Source organism: Hyphomonas sp. TMED31 (genome assembly GCF_002172815.1).
GTDB lineage: Bacteria > Pseudomonadota > Alphaproteobacteria > Caulobacterales > Hyphomonadaceae > Hyphomonas > Hyphomonas atlantica.
This window is the reverse complement of record NZ_NHCK01000092.1, coordinates 18,191-36,208: the sequence shown is the minus strand read 5'-3', so window position 1 is coordinate 36,208 and position 18,018 is coordinate 18,191. Positions and strand designations below refer to the sequence as shown.

Sequence of the window (18,018 nt, the reverse complement as noted above, 5' to 3'; positions counted from 1 at the left end):
CCGTTCAGAAAGTGAACACTGTTCACTCTTGTACGCTTTTCGGGGCCCAAGCTCAAGACGGCAATTGTTAACAGGCGGCTTTAAGTGGGCCTCACGCGAGCCTATGTTGCCGCCATGACAAAGCGATTCCCCCCCGCCCCCGCCATCGGAACCCCAATGCTGGCAACACGCCCAAGCGCGGAGGCGCGGCAATTGCTGGCCCGGCGACGTTCGGCGGGAAAACATTTCATCTCCGAACCCGGCCCAACGCCAGACGCGCTGGATGAGTTGCTGGAGATCGCCGCTCGCGTACCGGATCACCGCAAGCTGACGCCCTGGCGTTTCATCGTGTTCGAAGGCGACGCGCGGGCCGACTTTGGCCAGGAACTGGCGCGCATTCGGGGCGAGACCCTGGAAGATGCAGAGTCACAGGATTTGATGGAGGCCGCAGGTCTGTTCCTGCGCGCACCAACCGTGGTGGCCGTCATTTCCTCACCAAAGGAAGATGGGCGTACCCCAATTTGGGAACAGGAATTGTCCGCCGGGGCCGTGTGCTACAATTTGCTGCTCGCCGCCAATGCCAGCGGCTGGGCGGGCGCCTGGCTCAGCGAATGGCCAGCCTTTGACAAGCAGGTCGCCGAAGCACTCGGCCTCACTGGTAAAGAGCGCGTCGCCGGGTTTATCTATCTCGGCACATCAAAGATCGACCCACCCGAACGTGGACGCGCCTGCATGGCGGATATCGTCACGCGCTGGTCGCGCTAGCCCCGACCGCGATAAGAAGCGACGCCGGTGTCGGGCACATAGAGCCCGGCTGGCAACTCGCCGGACTGCCAGAACACATCAATCGGAATGCCTCCGCGCGGATACCAGTATCCGGAAATGCGCAGCCACTTCGCCTCGGTGAAGTCAAAAATCTTCTTGCCGATAGACACCGTGCATTCCTCGTGAAACGCGCCGTGATTGCGGAAGCTGGTCAGGTAGAGCTTGAGGCTCTTGGATTCGACCAGCCAATCACCCGGCGCGTAGTCGATGACAAGGTGCGCGAAATCGGGTTGGCCCGTCACCGGACACAGGGACGTGAATTCCGGCGCAACAAAGCGCGTGAGATAGAGCGTGTCGGCATGCGGATTTGCCACCCGCTCGAGCTCTGCTGTCTCGGGGCTTTGCGGTTGGTCGGTTTGCTGGCCGAGTTGGCCCAGCCCCTGATAGATCGGATTGTCAGCCATATTAAAGGATCGCCGGTACGGGAATGAGATTGAAGGTCAGCCCCATATAGAGCGCATATGCGAAAAGGAGAACCGCTCCCTCCCAGCGCGCAACCAGCTTGCCGGAAATCGCAAAGACCACCATCAGCGCGACAGACAGAAGCAGAGCNGCAATATCGCCAACACTGATCAGGCTGTGGCTGAAGCCGGACGACATCGCATCTGCCGTTACGTCGCCGGTCGGTACGCCGCGGACACTGAACGGATGCACCAGTGCCGTTACGCCCAGAATGCCGAGAATATTGAAGATGTTCGAACCAATGATGTTACCGAGCGCGACATCCGCCTTGCCCCGGAAGGCCGCAATAGCCGATGTGGCAAGTTCAGGCAGGCTGGTGCCGACAGCGACAATCGAAAGACCAATAACTGTCTCGCTGATGCCGAAATCCCGCGCGATGACGACACCGCCATCAACCAGCAGTTTTGCCCCGATGACGACGCCTGCCAAGCCCGCAACCGCGATGAGAATGCCGAGGACAATGCCATAGTTCGCCTCGACGATTTCGCCCTCCTCCGCATGCATGTCCGCCGCCTTGTCGCCCGCAGTCCGATCCGCGATCAGCGAGAAGGCGATATAGGCCAGCAATGCGGCGACCAGTACGAAGCCGGCAAGGCGCGAGAACAAATCAAACCAGATCAACGCACACAGNACAGCCGTCACGATCACCATGATGGACGTATCCCGCATCAGAGCCCGCGGGTTGGTGATGATTGGATGAATGACGGCCGCTACGCCCAGAACAAGAAGGACATTCGCGATATTGGAGCCGACAACGTTTCCGACAGCGATCCCCACCGCGCCTTCACTGATGGCTCGCAAGCTGGTGACCAACTCAGGAACCGATGTGCCGAAGCCAACCAGCGTNAGCCCGATCACGAGTTCGGAAATGTTGAGCTTTCGCGCAACGCTCACGGATCCGCGAACCAGCCCTTCACCCCCTATGAACAAGAGAATGAGGCCGCCCAGAACCATCAGATATGTCATGAAAATCCCCGTGGGAAAGAATGAAGCCTTGAATATGGTAAACCACGAATACGAGCGCAATCTGACCCATGCTGAGATTTTCGAGGACCCTTCCGACCGCCCAAACGTACAAAAAAGCAGATATCCGGGGAGGCGCGACAAATTTCAGCAATCTTGTTCACCGTACACTCAGCTCNATGGCGCACATATCTCAATGGATACGCAAGGATCACACGGAAGATGGTAAATCGGGCGATCCGCCCCGCGCAGAATTCAGCCCCGCCTTTCGGCAGGATCGCTGTCTGCTGCCTGGCGCTCAGCCTGGCCCCTGCCTGCGCCTATCTTCCATTCACTGATAATGGCGAAACGACCGGCTCAGGCAACACGACGATTCCGGTCAAAATCGAGGGTGTACCGAAACAACTGGAAAGCGGCGCGCTCAAATCCGTCGAGATCCGCGCAGGCGAACCAACCAGCCTGCTGGACGTGAGGCGCCGCGCAACCCAGGCCGCCAGCGCGCTGGAAGAATATCTCGCGTCCGAAGGTTACTTCATGGCGGTGGTCAGCCCGGACCTTGTGGAAGACATGGATATGCGCCCCCAGCTCGACGTGGACGTTGGCGAGCGCTTCACCATCGCCGAGATAAACCTGTCTGGTACGGAGACTTTACCAGCTGACGTTCTGGACAAGCTGAGCATCGCCTCTGATGAACTGGGTATCGGCACATGGGCCGTAACCACTGACATTGAGGAATTGGAGCGACGGCTCGTCACTGAGCTCCGTCGTGAAGGGTATGCCTTCGCGGAAAGCGAAGGCATCGACGCGCTTGCCTCCCGCGCCGACAAAACGCTGGAGCTGACCTACCAACTCGTTCCGGGACCACGCGTCCAACTCGGCGAACTGATCATTCCGGAAGGCCTGGAGACGAAAGATCGCTCGATTGAAATTCTTCGCAATTGGGAACTCGGCAACTACTACACTCCGGAAAAGGTGGAAACGCTTCGCACCCGCATACGCGGGACCGGACTGTTTGATGGTATTGGCGTCCAGATCCAGGAAGATCCGGCGGCGGATGGATTACATCCCGTTGAGCTGCAATTGTCCGAAGGCAAGCGCCGATCCATCGGCGCAGGTATCAGCGTTTCAACATCTGAAGGGGTCGGCGCCACAGCGAGTTGGGAACGCCGCAATCTAACCGGCGTTGGCGACACGCTCGGTGTCGATGCGCAGATCGCGACTCTCACAAGTGGTCTGACACTGAGCTATGACCGTCCCAATATTGGCAGGTATGGTCGCGACTTTTCTGCAGAGACAGGCATCCGCGCAGAAGAAACAGATGCCTACGACCTGCAGGGCATCAGCGCCACGGCAAGCCTGTCGCAACCGTTCAACGACCACTTCACGCTATCTGCGGGCGCAACCATCGATGCGACGCGCTCGACGGATTACGAACTGCGCGCTGCCGGCGAGGACGATTATGAGGAGCAGGTCACCTTCTCTTTCCCGCTAGGCGCAACCTACGACACGGTGAAACGACCGCTGGACCCTCAATCCGGCAATCGTGTTTCGCTTGGCGTCGAGCCCGGCGTCTCTGTCGGCGATAGCGAAGCGCCCTTCACGCGGATCACAAGTTCGGCGTCAACCTATCACAAGATCTCGGAGCGGCTGGTTGCCGCTGTGCGCGCAGAGGTCGGGACGTTCCTCGGCGAGGACGATGTACCGGTCGATCGCAAATTCTATGCGGGTGGCGGCGGCTCTGTCCGTGGCTTTGAGTATCAGTCCCTTTCCCCGACCGACGCGGACGGAAACATCATCGGGGGTGACGCGATGTTCGCCGCATCAGCCGAGCTTCGCTGGCGCAAATCAGAACGTTGGGGTTATGTGGCCTTTGTCGATTCCGGCTCTGCGGCCGGCTCTGTGGATGAAGCCATCGGCGAGATGCGAACGTCGGTCGGCTTCGGCGTGCGCTTCTATCCAGGTTTCGGTCCAGTACGGTTTGACATTGCAACACCTCTGGATCGCCGCGACGGTGACGACCCCGTGCAAATCTACGTATCTATCGGACAGGCGTTCTGATGGCAGCGTTTCACTCCCTTCTCGGCATGGTCCGTAGACGTCTCTGGCTGATGGCGGCGTTGTCAGTCTTGCTCGTCCTGTGCACGATTCTGATTGCCGCCCGCATCTGGATTGCCTCCAACGGTGGTCGCGCTTTTTTGGAGGCACAGATTGATGGTCGAGAAGCCGGGCCACTTGGAACGGTAGAAATCGATGGCTTGCGCGGAGATCCGCTGGACCAGATGTCTGTTGCACGTCTGACCATATCAGATGAAGATGGCGTATGGCTCACCGCCGAAGGCATAGACCTTGCCTGGTCGCCCGCGCGTCTCGTATCCCGAACAGTGAAGCTGGACCTGATAGGGGCGGACAGGATCAATGTCATCCGTCGCCCGATCCTCAGCCAACGCGATGAACGGAACTCTTCCGGCTCCAGCAATTGGGCAGTGTCGCTCGATACGCTGGCGATTGACGAGTTATTACTGCAGGAAGGCGTCGCAGGCCCCACGGCGGCCTTTGAAATTGATGGCAATTTGCGCCTACCAAAAACGCGGACGTTTGAACTCGCGCTCACCGCCCTGCCCCTTGAAGGCGCTGGAGACAGGATAGATGCGCGCCTGACGCGCAACGCTTCGGGGGCTTTCCGCATCGATGCGGACATCGAAGCACCAGCCGGCGGAACGATCGCCACCCTCACCAATCTGCCAGAAGGCGAAAACGCCACCCTCATCGCGCGCGCCAGCGGCACGCTGGAATCCGGTGATGGCTTTGCTGAACTGAAACTGTCAGATGCGACAGTCGCCGAACTCACCGCCAAGATCACCGATGGCAAGCTGCGCGCCAACACAACCATCAACGCCGAGCGGTTGCCCGTATCAGACCGGGTAAGACAACTTGTCGGACAATCCGCGCGTGTCACGCTGGACGCCGAAACCGGAAAGAAAAAGGCACCTTTCGAGCTATCGGCGAACGTTGCCTCAGGCACACTGTCCGCCAACGGCACTTATCGGAGTGGCAAACGTGATCTTGATGGCCCACTCAATCTTGATCTTTCCTTTACAGGTTTTGAGACGCTTACTGACTTTTCCGCAGACCTGACTTTCACAGGTCAGCTAGCAGACCCGCTGGGCATACCGACACTGTCAGGCGACGCGACTCTGAATCGCCGCGATGGATCCGACCTCCCGTTTGACCAGATTAGCGGGCCTGTGAAGATTCGTTCGAACGAGCAGACAATTCAATTTGAAGGACAATTGGCCGGCAAAGGCATTCTGAAGTCGAACCAGACGGCCTTACGAATTCTGGGGAAAACGCCGAGTGTGCAGGTAGCTGGGGAATACGACCGGACTTCTGGCGAACTGAGCTTGTCTCCCTCCACAGCTCGGCTCGAGCGCGGCAGAGCGGATGCCAGTGGAAACGTATCCACTCGAGACAAGACACTCGACCTGCAGGTCAAACTGCAAAATGTCTCGGGACTGCTCTCAACTGCCCCGGACCTCTCCGCGGGCGGCCTTCTTGCGCTGAACGGCACATTCGACGCACCGAACATTTCAGCAGATCTCCGCATCCAGAATATTGATGCTCTGAACGCAATCGCCGTCGATGCGCTGGGTGCATCTGCGCGGCTGCGAGGTGACATTCAGAGAAAGGGGAAGACGTTTGTCGTTCGCTCCGCATCGCTCGAGGGGAGCAATCTCAGCGCAACGGGCTCAGGCAGGTTTGCAGCAAGCGACACAACCGATCTGGTAGTCCAGTTCGCGCAAAGCGACGCGCTTTCGATCTCTGGCACGCAGATACAGCTTCGCAACGGCACAGTCCTATTGACCGGCTCGAATGGCATTGACGCAGTTCGCTTCGCATCTTCCGGCGGCCGCCTCGCGCGGGACAGTGTTGAGATTGAAGGCCTTGAGACAACGATCAAGTTGCAGAATGAGGACAATTCCTGGGCGGGGCCGGTTGAGCTGGCAGGCCAGATGGGACAGCAGCCTGTCGCGGTGAACGCCACCGCCTCTTGGGCCGATAGCGTGTTCGCACTCCGAAACATATCATCCAGATACGACACCGCCCAACTCAGCGGATCGCTGGTTTACGGAGGGGACATTGGGCTCGACATGAACCTGAATGCCACCGGAGACAGATTCGCATTTGAGTCTCGACGGGTGGGCCTGTTCGATNTCGCCGTTCAAATTCGGCGCCCTCCAGAGGAAGACNCTTCAATCNTCGCATCTGGCGACGTGCGTGACGTCTGGCTATCCCCTTCATTGCGCTTCGATTCCGTAACNGGGAAGATCCAAAACGCTCCGGAAGGATACAATTTCGCCGTTCAAATCGAACGAGACCATGATGCCCGGCCGACATCACTGGACATGCTTGGATCAGCAGACTTCGCAGCCGATTATCCNAGCGGCCAGATCGAGNTGGATGGCACACTGCTTGGCGAAGCAGTTCGTTCGGTCCAGCCTGTCAGCTGGCGCTTGGGAGACACGCCATCCATCGAGGCGAACCTCGCAATGTTCGGCGGATCGATTGAAGCCCGCATTGAGGAAGACACACGCACGCCCCGAATGAAGTTCGAGATCGCAAACGTCGACCTGGCCCCCGTGATGGCATCGGCAGGCATCGCCACNCGGCGCGTGATGGTNAATGGCCGTGGCGACTTCCTGCTATTCGGCGCGAACCCGGAAGGTCAGTTTGACATGGAAGTTGAAGGGCCGCTCCCCGGCCTGGAACGGTCCCTTGCCATCGAACTGGTCGGACAGTTGCGCGGCCAGGCCCTGACGATTGAAGGGGCCGGGGATTATGGNGNCCTTCGACTCGCTGGCGCCGCTTCATTGCCCGTATCCGCCAATCCGGACGGGATTGCGCATCTCAATATGGANGCCCCGGTAAAAGGAACCGCCAACCTCAATGGAGATCTATCGGATCTGCGATCCCTCGCACTTGCCTATGGCCACGACATCGGCGGAATAATCGACGCATCAGCCAGCCTCAGTGGACCACTCAAATCTCCGCAATTCAGCGCCCACGCGGATTTGAGCGATGGCATCTACGAATTTGGCGCAACCAGTCTTCGGCTCGTGAATTTGAGTCTCGAAGCGGCATATGGCGACAATGAGCTACGACTGAANGGATCAGGCGACGGCGCGGACGGCGGCTCCGCNAAGATCCTNGGANNNTTGTCNNNTGANAACACAANTCTCNNGACCGAGTTTTCGGATNTGCTGCTCTACAATCGCGACGGCGACTCTTTGCGAGCGGATGGCGACATTTCGCTAACCGGAGACGCGGTATCTCGCACAGTGAATGGCAAGCTGGACATCGAATCGGCAGAATTCAATCTCGACAATCTTCCCTCATCGAAAGCCCAAGCGATTGACGTGCGATGGATGGAAGACGGCGAGTTCGCAGCCGGCGAAAGCGAATTCCGCCAGTCCCTGGCGCTCGATCTGGCCATCACAGCTGACCGGCGTGTCTATATCGACGGGCGCGGCCTTGAAAGTGAGTGGAGCGCCAACCTGAAACTGACCGGAACGGCAGCTGACCCGCAACTTAACGGACGCGCCAGTATGCGACGCGGAACACTTGCCCTGGCTGGCCGCCCATTCGTCTTTGACAGTGGGACAGTTTACTTCGATGGGCCCATCCAACGCGCGCGACTGGACATCGAAGCCGAGCGAAGCGTCAACGGTTTTGAAGCGACGGTCGCTTTAACCGGCTCACCGATGCGACCCGACATCGAATTGAGCAGCACACCGGANTTGCCGGAAGACGAGATTCTTTCCCGCCTGCTCTTTGGCCGCTCATCGGTCGACCTGTCCGCACTCGAAGCAGCGCAATTGGCCAATTCAATCGCGCAACTGAGTGGCAATAGCACGGGATTCGACCCGACCTCCGAGCTCCAGGCAGCGTTGGGCGTAGACCGCTTGTCGTTTGGCACGAGTGAAGAAGGAACCGCCCAAGTAGGTGTGGGACAATACATCGCGGAGGATGTATATCTCGAGTTAAACTCAGCAGGCGCCGCAGGAAGTTCCGTTGAGGTTGAGTGGGAGCCAAGACCTCAAGTCTCGGTTACTTCAGAAACTACTACAGACGGAGAGGCAAGGCTCTCTATAAAGTGGAAAAAAGATTACTGATCGTTACGCAAGTTTAATCCACCTATGGTGGCGACCGCTGCGCCCTATCATGGATTAAACGAATTACACAAAGCGCTGCTTTATATGGGTTTTTTCANACCCCAAAGCAGTTCAGTATTGGATTCATAATCGGAGCGTAATACGTAAGTCTCCGCGCATTACATTTTTGGGGGTAACGGCAATCTTGCTATAACACCCTTTGCGCGAAAACTTGTCACCTCTGATGGATATATGGAGAGAGCAGATCATGAAGCAATCTACTTCCAGAGCCCCAACGGCAGTCGATCAGATGGTTGGCGAAAAAATCCGAAGACTTCGTCTGGACCGTAATTTGACTCTTGCCGAACTCGGCTCCGAGCTGGGCATCAGCCATCAACAGCTGCAGAAGTACGAAACCGGCACAAATCGCCTCAGCGCCGGCATGCTCGCGAATGTTGCGGATGTTCTCCGCGTTTCCATTGCCAGCCTGTTCGAGGACGAGAACGCGGACGATAGCAAGGATGCCGATCCTTCCGCCAAGGTGCGGGCAGAGTGCCACTCCTGGATTGATCGGACGCCGTCCAAGGAACGCCTTAGCATGATGGCAAAAGTTCTGCGCGTTATGTCGACTGACTAAGTCCGACCCAACGGCGACCTCAACCTAACCCACTGCACGATTTTTAGCCGCGGGCTCTTGGCCGGTGGCAGACAATTCACTCAGTTCTTTTGGGTGGAGGAAGTCATCCGTGAACCAAGGCGATGCATCCTTGGCGAACAATGACTTGATCCACTCGATCATGAGATTTCCAAGAGGCGTGCGGCGCGTCTGGTCGGTATAAGCGATCCAGAACTGGATCGGTGCCACTTCAGACATATCCANCGCCATGAGGTCCGGGAATACTTCCTTGTGATANGTCGGCAGGAGGGCGATTCCNCCGCCTNGGCGACAAAGCTCGATCATGGCGCTCGCCGAATTCGTCACGAACGCAAAGTCGATCATCTTCTTCAATTCGCCCGCTTTCGGCGCCCATCGCTCGACTTGGCGCACATACGATTCGTGCAAGATGCAGCGATACTGATAGTACTCAAAAAGGCTCGACGGCAGCGTTTCCTGCGCATCCAGATAATCCTGAGAAGCAAAGCCGATATAATGAAGCGTACCCAGCTTGTGGGAGATAATCTCAGGATCCCTNGGCTCGGTGAACTGGATTGCAATNTCGACTTCGTCNTTCAGTAGATCAGGCTCCTGCTCCTGAACNTGCATNCGAACCTGCGCTTTCGGNTGCACCTTNTGAAATTGCGCGAGACGTGGCGCAATCCAGTACGGCCCGACACCATCGCCAGTTCCTATCGTGACGCGCCCCTCTGAGCCATCACTCTGGCCAACAGCCTCGCTCAGCACCTGATTTGCNGCATCTTCCATTTGCCGCGAATAGCGCAGGACGATCTTGCCGGTCTCCGTCAGCTCCATGCCTCGCGTCGACCGCGTGAACAGCTTGCTGCTGAGGAACTTCTCCAATTCGTCCATTTTGCGGCTGACGGTCGGCGGCGACTCATTCAGACGAGCAGCGGCAGCCGTCATGCTACCCATCTCAGCCACTACTTTGAAGACGCGGAGCTTGTCCCAATCNATCCGACTCTGGCTCATGACGCCCCCCNAACTNTTGACGATTAGCGCTAGTAGATACACCCTATAGTTTATTGAAGGAAAGGGTAATCGTTCAGTTTCCTTCCGCCNCAGAAAACCTAGTGATTACTAGCAACTATGTTTTAGTTTCCGCNGCCATATGCAAATCCATCTCACGAACAATACGCTCTAGTGAGGTTTGTTGGCACAGCAACCAATCTTCGTGAACAGGGGCAGCTATTGCTCCCCCACCTAGTCGAGCGGGAACCTCGAAGCCCTAAGTATACGCTTCATTCGTGAACTGATTTTTAGAAGAAAAATGCAGCTTCCGAGAAAAATAGTCTGCATTCTGCCACAAAACCCGCATATCCTTGCAGCATTATGTCAAAGTCAGACCGCGTGACGAATGGCTCCAACTTCCAAGGCACGGACGATCAGTTCCGTCCGGTTCCGCGAACCGAGCTTGTCCCCAATAGACTTCACGTAAATCTTGATTGTCTCGGGAGACAATCCCAGCTCGCGAGCCATTTCCTTGTTCGTCATTCCGCCTTGAAGCAGTCCGAGGACATCCTGCTCGCGCTCAGTGAACCGAACACTCACCTGGCGATCATGGGCCATTACGCCAAATGACCGGGTCTTCTCAGAGCCTTCATTCTTGCAAATGTCCCGCACCGCCCGGACGAACTCGTGACCCAAAATACTCTTTGAAATGAAGCCATTAGCCCCACCCTCAAGGGCTAATTCGATCTCACCTCTCGAGGCAATACCCGAAAGCGCGATCAACTTTACATCCGGCATGATCTCACGAAAGTTCGCGAAGCCTGATGGAAGAGCCAAGCCGGGCATTCTGATATCAAGCAACGCAACCGCAGTGTCCGGATTGTCGTACAAGGAGCGCACTGCGCTCGCATAGTCTGATGCCTTCACGACCTTTGCCACGTCAGGCCACATCTCCAGCAGGCAGGACAAGGCGTCCACAAACAAGCTGTGATCATCAGCCACAAGAATCTTCATACCAGTTTCACTAGTCACAATATTCGGTCCGATCAGATTATTGATGATGCGCTTTGGTCGCCCATCGCCCCCAAGAGTGTGGAGACAAGTATAGCCCAAACATACACGCCAACTGATACCCCCATATGGCCCCCCCTAATAGCCTCCCCCTCGAAAATTGGGTTTGCTCGTCGGTCAAAATGCTAGCCTAACTCAGTTTCGATACAGCGCCTGAATGCACCTTGCCGTCCAACCTGATGAGGGGATAGACACCAACGAGCAGCCAAAACTGAATATAGAAAAACATATCAATTACTACCCTAAACGGGGGGCATTGCTGCCAAAATTCAAATTGATTCACTGCTTCCTACCAGATGATGCAAGAATGATCATTTGCTAGGCAGTAGCATTGACTTGGAATTCAGCTTGCAGGAAGTGATGTTCCATCAATCAACTTTGGAAATACATCACCCGCAATGTGGCGCATCACGCAGGATGCCCCCGGCGGAACAATATGATGGGACCGCCACCTCACAATGGCAAAGTGAAGCCACCAAGCTTTCCACCCCCGAATCTTTGGGAACGGCACATGAGGAATATACGTTAGACTCTAGACGCCAGTATGTTTGCCGACGCCACGAATGTTTGACGCAACGTCTGAAGCGCATCGGAAAAATTGGGCACACCAAACCGCCAGCAGCATCACACTTCATTGTCACATCACGCATATCCGATCGCGAGGAAATTGAANACAGTTATGAATANAGACCAGCCGCTAGANGGNGACGAAAGCACAANCTCATTCGCANAGTCATTTTGTGGAGGGCGTCGCGCACGACTTGAATAATCTGATTGCNGCAACGGCNGGGTTTGCNACACTTATNTTGTCCAATCCGGAGCGCCACGCGCACGTTTATGCTGAACGAATTCTCGCCGCATCACGAATGTCAGGCCTGCTTGTAGAGCGGCTGATACATCCGCACGAGCGACACGAAACTGCAGGCGCTCACAATGTTTCCGATGTCATCGACGAGATCNTGACACTCATAGAGCTTGGATCTGGCAAGAAAACCAAGGTGCACGTCTCCATTGATGAAGCTATCAAGGATTACCAAATTGACGTCNCTGATCTGCAACAATTGATCATGAACCTCTCGATCAACGCGCGACACGCCCTGAGGGCGAACAAAACCAACCCCGAACTCACAATCAAAATCAATCATGCGCCAGAGGAGTTCGCAGAACGCCAACCCGACTTCGGCAGCACCACACGCGAACAGAAATATCTCTGCCTTGAAGTATCCGACAACGGAGCCGGCATGGATGAGGCAACACGACGAAACGTGCTGAAACCCTATTTCACCACCAAGAAAGAATTGGGAACCGGCATCGGCCTCGTAATCGTTTCCAATATTGCCAAGTCCTACGACGGCGCAATNTTCATNGATAGCGAACCAGGCCGTGGCACGCAGTTCTCNGTGCTGTGGCCCATATAAGTGGCCAACAGCTACTGCTGTCTAGCCGATTTTTTGCAGCTGGCTTTGCCTGACAGTGACGGGAACCTTTCGCGACAACATGCTAACCAGCAAGGTTACGCGATCCGTATCCGGCAACGAAACCACATCGCCAATCCAGTTGTCGAAAGCACCCGATAGGACGCGCACACGATCCCCAGGCGTAAACTCCGGCTGAACACTGCCTGCTCCCTGTCGATCAGACAGCTCTATCATGCGCTCAACAAGACCGAACGGGAGCTGTGCCAGCTGCCCCCCGAAACTCAGCACCCTGCTTACGCCGATCGTGCTGTTTATCGGATACCAGCTGTCTTTCTCAAGATTTAATTCAACAAACAGGTATCCAGGGAAAAGCGGCTTCTTTCGACGAACAACCTTTCGGGCATGCCGCACATTCTTCTCAAAGGTTGGCAGGAAAGATCGGTAGCCCTGGCGTGAAAGATGGGAGTTGGCAAGAGCCTCCTGTCCTGCCTTGCTTTGCACCACGTACCAGTGCCTGAACTCGCCGCAATGCACTTCATGGCGAACCTGTGCTGCATCAGAAACCACGCAGCTCGAAACCGTTGACATAGATATCCCCCGACAGACTGTTGTTCGTGGGCTGATTTTTAAATCCAGCCCAGCTGACCCCGTCGTGAATTTAGGTGCCAATGATCTTGCCTCATCGAAAGCCACCCGAGACGGCCCCACATTTGGACTAACCAACAAGCTGGAAAATGAAGCATGACCTGGAACGCCGTCAGATCGGCATACAAAAACGAGCTGAGATTGCGCACAATCCAGCCCGTCAAAAATATACATGTGCTTGTATTGATCGCGATCAGCACAGCTCACCATCACACCATGATGAGCGCAGAAACAATTACACCCCTTACGGACTAATTGGGTCACCATCGTCATCAAGCTCATTAATGATGATGACGCCACCAACAAGCACACCAGCCCCTACCGCGGCGGTAACAACTGGGCTGTTGAACCCAAGTAGAGGTGCACTATCCGGTGCCTGAACTGGTGCAGCACCGAAGTTGCTCGCCTGAAGCTGCACTATTTCTGCTGTGCAAACATTCGCGCCTGTTGCCATTGAACTACTCTCCCCAACAATTACGGGAGAACACCCCGGGGCGGAGACTTGAACCTGGGCATCTGCCCCCGTGATGATCCTGTCGCCTGGCATCAACTGGAAGCCGTCCGTCACCGAAACAGTGATCCCGCTGCGCTGCACCTCAACGGCCCCTGTCACTCCAGACAAGGTTCCGATGGGACCGCTACCGGCACCTCCTTCCGCCTGATCTGCCGCCGCCATTCCGCAGGCGAATGCGGCGACGATTGTCGCGCTAACCAAAAGACGAGCTTTGTTCATCATCTTATCTTCCCTGCAAGACATTGTTCGTTGTGAACGTGACAGTGCAATATGATTACTTGCCTACGAAAATACCCAATCAACCATCATGTCACCATTCCCCCATTTGGGGGTCAGACGGCAGGTTCTGACACGTCAGCAGAACAAGTTTGAAGTATGTGCCGCGTTTGCCCATCAATCATCAGCGCGCTCAGAACACCACTCCGATACGCGCCNGTATCCAGTCCAATCCGATTGGCACAGGTATCCACCTCGCGACTAATCGTATGACCATGCACGACCACAAGACCATGATCGATGCGCGACCTCAGGAAAGGCTCTCTTATCCAGTGCATGTCCTGCGGTGTCTGATGCTCAAATGGAATCCCGGGACGGATCCCAGCATGCACAAAAAGGTAATCGCCAAAGCGCACATAGTCATGAAATCCGGACATGAACTGAATATCGTCAGATGGAATGGCGGATAGCAAAACTTCACGCAGCTCGAACTCATCCAGATCACGCAGCTCACGGCTTTGCACACCGTAACTCTCCGCACACGCCAAGCCGCCCTGTTGCAACCAGGGTCTAATCAGCTGCGTTTCGCCGCTTAACGCGCGGACGAGAATTTCTTCATGATTCCCGGCGATGAAATGGCATGTGTGCCGCACAGATAATTCGTCTCGCAGAAACTGCACCACGGATCGTGAAGANGGCCCGCGATCGATCAGATCACCGAGAAACACAAGGGCAAGCTCCTTTGGCGCTCGCCGCGCGTTGTCGTCCTCGATCTGCGCGACCAGATCCAGAAGCAAGTCGAAGCATCCATGAATATCACCAATCGCATAAGCGCGCTTTCCGGGNGAGCCGGACGGACTGGATGATCGNTTCAGTAAATCGAATGGGAACATGGACGATGGTTTCCTAGCGCCTGTTCTGCAAGACCACGGTATCNANGTGAAGGGCACCGGAGGTCTAAANTNGGCTCCGGATAGGCTCAGCCCCCCCCCCATTCGAGCACCCCATCAAGATAACCTAGACCAGGGCGCCCGACCGCACGAGCCAAAGGCTCGGGTCAAGAGAAAACAAACTCATATCTGCCGGGCGCCAAACAAACTGCTCGTCCTCGTCACCTCTCTCGACGAGGTGAATGTCCATGCGATGCTCCCAATTGTACTTTTGCCCATCAAATACAAACGGCATATCTTGTCCTGGATCCAGATGCAGCCTCACACGCTGGATATCCGTATCGCCAGGGCGCTGAGAAGACCGCCCAAACTCCAATACAGGACACCAAGGCCGCCGCACATCAAACGAGGCCGAACTCTCATGAATGTAACTGCATTCGAAATCTACCATCACGCCCAAACGACGAGCCAACAAAATCCGCTCCCGGAACTGATGCCTGTGATTTATGCTTGCGTCTCGCCACCAATTTAGCAGACGCCGCCCACCGACCGGGGCACCATCTATTCCAAAATGACAAATATCAAATTCTGACGACTCCGGCCGGGCAAAGACAATCCGGACATTCATTTGCGGGCGGGTTTCTTTTAGAATCGCGCGAAACCGACACCACGCCTCGCACCAGATCTGGTACGCTGGTGACTTCAATCCGCCACGCCACATAAAATGCGACCTATCCACATAAAGGACCACACCTTCCATGTCCGGTCCGATGCGTTTCAGATAGATACGGACTTGATCCAATCGGCGCTGAATCGCGGCTTTCACGGTATGCTCGGACGCATTGACACTATGTCCACCATCAATCATCGCGAGGAGAAAACGACGACAGTCACCTGGCTCGCCGCCAGGCAGCACTGTCCAGTCATTGTGACCGGCCACCTGCAATTGGCGAACGATATCAAGTCTTGACGCAGGGCTTGCTCGATCCAGGACGACCTCAACCGAATTTGCAATGTCGAACCATTCATCCGAACTCGCACTTAAATGCTCTACGGTAGTTCGCACCGGCTGCATTGTATCCACCCGCCTCTGATTCTTGTTCGATAGATCGAGACTAGCAGCGGACCGCCTTCAGGGGATCAACCCGATGGGGTAACGCATCTGGTAGCCGAAAGAAGTACCACGTCCAAAAAACGGCACTTCCCAACCGCAGAATAGCGAAAGAAGAAAGAACTATTTCTGCCTACTGAATTCTAGGAAATCCACTATATTAGTGGGCCGTCTTCTATATATCTCGCGCACCCTCCGAACATGGCGTCGAAATTTGCTGGCAAGATGCAGCACCCCCAGTGCACGAAATGCAATCGGATAGACCAACGAACGACCAAATTTTGATATTCGGAAAATTGACTTCAAAACTTCGTCGAATTCCCCATTGACCTCGCCTACGCAGCTCTATAGCTAGGCCTCGCAAACACGACCCAAATAACTTCCGCGTGAGCTCAAATGCTTGCACCCGGGAGTGCGGTAGCTTTTCATTAGTCGTCTTGCTCAACATCAATAATCAACTTCAGAGCCCGACAGGAATACTTCTCGACGGATATTCGTGAAGCGACTCCCATCACGAGTTTTCGGTCTGCGGAAAGCAAGCGGCCGAAATAGTGTCATCGCCTCTCAAAGCGATTTCACTTTATCCGTTCACTGCTTTCGTTGCTCATGGAAGACACAGCGTAGGCGCGTACGACTAGATGCATAGTCGTTGTACGTCTTGGAAACAGGCAATCTATGTTCTTGAATTCAAACGGACCGGCGCGTGATGTTGACCAGCACATTGATCGCCCCGCATCTTTCCTAATTCAGCACACGAAATCGACTGTTTTAGTATACGCAGATATCGTTTCCGCGATTCTCGCGGTTCTGGTCTCAGTTACGCTTAGCAATGCCATTCGCCCTCTTCTGGGCGCGCGCCCCATAGCGANAGAATCCGTTGAATTTACATTTCACATATCTATCATCTTCGTGTTCACCGTCGCACTATTCGCATGGTTCACCTCCAAGGGTCACTATCGAAGACGAGAGGCGTTGATCAATCGACTCGGACAAATTCTCGGCGGCTGTGGAATGGCATTAATCTGCGCAGCCGCAACACAATTCGCGACTGTTGAGGTTGGGTCACGATTNCTCACTCTCTCTTACTGGTTGTTGCTGGTTCCNCTGATTATNATCNGTCGNNTGATTGCCGGACATATACTTCGNTCGGCGAACATCTGGACGAATAACGCTGTCCTGTTTACGGCGCCAAACAGAGCGGACCAGGTTTCAAAGCTCATTGAGAAACACGATGAACTGGGAATTGTGCTCACGAAGAAGTTTTTCTGCTCGGGCAATGCTGCCACTAACCTTCTTAATGCCATGCGGGCAGCCACGAGTTCGGGATCTGTGATCATCTATGCCCCGGCGCCTGAAGACCAGGAACAGCACGAGGTACTCGAATCACTGGTCGCGGAAGGGCTTCCCTTCNTGTTCTCTGCTCAGAGCAGCCCACTACCGAACCAGGCCGAGGTACATANCTATCCTCTTGAAGATATTTCTGTCCTGGAAGTGCCCGATGTTCTTGCGAGGCCCTTGGCNCTCGCGACGAAGAGACTGTTTGACATCGCAGTGTCTTTCACGATGCTTCTAGTTCTCTCCCCTGTCTTCATTATCATTTCATCGCTCATCAAGCTTGATGGCGGCCCCGCCATGTTCCGACAGGAACGGCTTGGTCGGAACGGCGAAGTATTCAAATGCCTGAAGTTCCGTTCCATGATCATGAATGCGGAAGAACGATTGAGNCAGATGATCGCATCGGATCCCAAAGTCGCCGCTGAATGGAACGCGTATCAAAAACTACAAAAAGATCCGCGCATTACGCGAATTGGAAAAATCATACGGAAAGCCAATCTGGATGAGCTTCCTCAGCTTATCAACATTCTTCGCGGCGACATGAGTTTGGTTGGTCCACGCCCTATGACCATCCCTCAAATCGAAGAGTACGGTCCCTCAATCGCTGCTTACAAACGCATGCGGCCAGGGATTACNGGCATCTGGCAGACAAATGGCCGTAACTCCACCACGTTTGCGGAACGCGCCCGGATGGATGCCTGGTATGTTCGCAACTGGTCTCTTTGGAGAGACTTTATCATTCTTGTACGCACTTTCCGTGAAGTACTCTTCGCTCGCGGTGGATAACCACATCTGAGCTCGCTTCCATAGCGC

The 18,018-nt window shown here is 55.3% G+C and carries 14 protein-coding genes; 6 read left to right on the top strand and 8 right to left on the bottom strand.

The features are described from left to right. Positions 1-114: 114 nt before the first annotated feature. Positions 115-744: a nitroreductase gene (locus CBB91_RS13145; RefSeq protein ID WP_035550199.1), complete on the top strand. Its 630-nt coding sequence runs from the start codon at positions 115-117 to the stop codon at positions 742-744. On the opposite strand, the gene queF is transcribed toward CBB91_RS13145, so the two are convergent. Both queF and CBB91_RS13135 read right to left on the bottom strand, forming a co-directional pair. After that, a complete protein-coding gene (queF, locus tag CBB91_RS13140) occupies positions 741-1,208 on the bottom strand; it encodes a preQ(1) synthase (RefSeq protein ID WP_273014524.1) in 468 nt (155 codons plus the stop codon). The two genes, CBB91_RS13145 and queF, sit on opposite strands and share 4 nt — an antisense overlap. Position 1,209: 1 nt before the next feature. After that, positions 1,210-2,232, bottom strand: a complete 1,023-nt coding sequence (locus CBB91_RS13135; protein WP_273014522.1) for a calcium/sodium antiporter — start codon at positions 2,230-2,232, stop codon at positions 1,210-1,212. Between the two features lie 219 nt (positions 2,233-2,451). Between CBB91_RS13135 and CBB91_RS13130 the strand changes: the two genes are divergently transcribed. The 3 genes from CBB91_RS13130 to CBB91_RS13120 all read left to right on the top strand — a co-directional run bounded on the left by CBB91_RS13130 (position 2,452) and on the right by CBB91_RS13120 (position 9,015). Continuing rightward, on the top strand, positions 2,452-4,287 hold the full coding sequence (locus CBB91_RS13130; protein WP_273014520.1) for an autotransporter assembly complex family protein: 1,836 nt from the start codon (positions 2,452-2,454) through the stop codon (positions 4,285-4,287). Positions 4,288-4,313: 26 nt separating this feature from the next. After that, complete coding sequence (locus CBB91_RS13125; protein WP_273014519.1) at positions 4,314-8,399, top strand: translocation/assembly module TamB domain-containing protein; 4,086 nt, start codon at positions 4,314-4,316, stop codon at positions 8,397-8,399. A 247-nt stretch (positions 8,400-8,646) separates the two neighbouring features. Continuing rightward, on the top strand, positions 8,647-9,015 hold the full coding sequence (locus CBB91_RS13120; RefSeq protein WP_272981609.1) for a helix-turn-helix transcriptional regulator: 369 nt from the start codon (positions 8,647-8,649) through the stop codon (positions 9,013-9,015). Between the two features lie 24 nt (positions 9,016-9,039). Here the strand turns inward: CBB91_RS13120 and CBB91_RS13115 are convergent, their stop codons facing one another. Both CBB91_RS13115 and CBB91_RS13110 read right to left on the bottom strand, forming a co-directional pair. Continuing rightward, entirely contained in the window at positions 9,040-10,026 is a 987-nt protein-coding gene (locus CBB91_RS13115) for a LysR family transcriptional regulator (RefSeq protein WP_273014517.1), read from the bottom strand. A 369-nt stretch (positions 10,027-10,395) separates the two neighbouring features. Beyond that, entirely contained in the window at positions 10,396-11,019 is a 624-nt protein-coding gene (locus tag CBB91_RS13110) for a response regulator transcription factor (protein WP_273014515.1), read from the bottom strand. Between the two features lie 923 nt (positions 11,020-11,942). Here CBB91_RS13110 and CBB91_RS13105 point away from each other — a divergent pair. Then, a complete protein-coding gene (locus CBB91_RS13105) occupies positions 11,943-12,494 on the top strand; it encodes an ATP-binding protein (RefSeq protein ID WP_273014513.1) in 552 nt (183 codons plus the stop codon). Between the two features lie 21 nt (positions 12,495-12,515). Here the strand turns inward: CBB91_RS13105 and CBB91_RS13100 are convergent, their stop codons facing one another. From CBB91_RS13100 to CBB91_RS13085, 4 genes are all read right to left on the bottom strand, one after another. Beyond that, positions 12,516-13,082 carry a transcription termination/antitermination NusG family protein gene (locus CBB91_RS13100; RefSeq protein ID WP_051602568.1) on the bottom strand — a complete coding sequence of 189 codons (567 nt, stop codon included), beginning with the start codon at positions 13,080-13,082 and terminating at the stop codon, positions 12,516-12,518. Between the two features lie 301 nt (positions 13,083-13,383). Then, a complete protein-coding gene (locus tag CBB91_RS13095; protein ID WP_273014511.1) occupies positions 13,384-13,875 on the bottom strand; it encodes a hypothetical protein in 492 nt (163 codons plus the stop codon). 110 nt (positions 13,876-13,985) lie between these two features. Next, positions 13,986-14,762, bottom strand: coding sequence for a metallophosphoesterase (locus tag CBB91_RS13090; RefSeq protein ID WP_273014509.1), 777 nt, complete (start codon positions 14,760-14,762; stop codon positions 13,986-13,988). A gap of 124 nt (positions 14,763-14,886) precedes the next feature. After that, complete coding sequence (locus tag CBB91_RS13085) at positions 14,887-15,834, bottom strand: hypothetical protein (protein WP_345906879.1); 948 nt, start codon at positions 15,832-15,834, stop codon at positions 14,887-14,889. Between the two features lie 711 nt (positions 15,835-16,545). On the opposite strand from CBB91_RS13085, the gene CBB91_RS13080 reads away from it, so the two are divergent. Then, positions 16,546-17,991, top strand: coding sequence for an exopolysaccharide biosynthesis polyprenyl glycosylphosphotransferase (locus tag CBB91_RS13080; protein ID WP_273014505.1), 1,446 nt, complete (start codon positions 16,546-16,548; stop codon positions 17,989-17,991). The last annotated feature ends 27 nt before the right edge of the window (positions 17,992-18,018 follow it).

Bases quoted from the DNA above. Each gene is read 5' to 3' on its own strand.
- CBB91_RS13145 (WP_035550199.1), top strand. From the start codon at position 115: ATGACAAAGCGATTCCCCCCCGCCCCCGCCATCGGAACCCCAATGCTG.
- queF (WP_273014524.1), bottom strand. From the start codon at position 1,208: ATGGCTGACAATCCGATCTATCAGGGGCTGGGCCAACTCGGCCAGCAA.
- CBB91_RS13130 (WP_273014520.1), top strand. From the start codon at position 2,452: ATGGTAAATCGGGCGATCCGCCCCGCGCAGAATTCAGCCCCGCCTTTC.
- CBB91_RS13120 (WP_272981609.1), top strand. From the start codon at position 8,647: ATGAAGCAATCTACTTCCAGAGCCCCAACGGCAGTCGATCAGATGGTT.
- CBB91_RS13110 (WP_273014515.1), bottom strand. From the start codon at position 11,019: ATGAAGATTCTTGTGGCTGATGATCACAGCTTGTTTGTGGACGCCTTG.
- CBB91_RS13100 (WP_051602568.1), bottom strand. From the start codon at position 13,082: ATGTCAACGGTTTCGAGCTGCGTGGTTTCTGATGCAGCACAGGTTCGC.
- CBB91_RS13095 (WP_273014511.1), bottom strand. From the start codon at position 13,875: ATGATGAACAAAGCTCGTCTTTTGGTTAGCGCGACAATCGTCGCCGCA.
- CBB91_RS13085 (WP_345906879.1), bottom strand. From the start codon at position 15,834: ATGCAGCCGGTGCGAACTACCGTAGAGCATTTAAGTGCGAGTTCGGAT.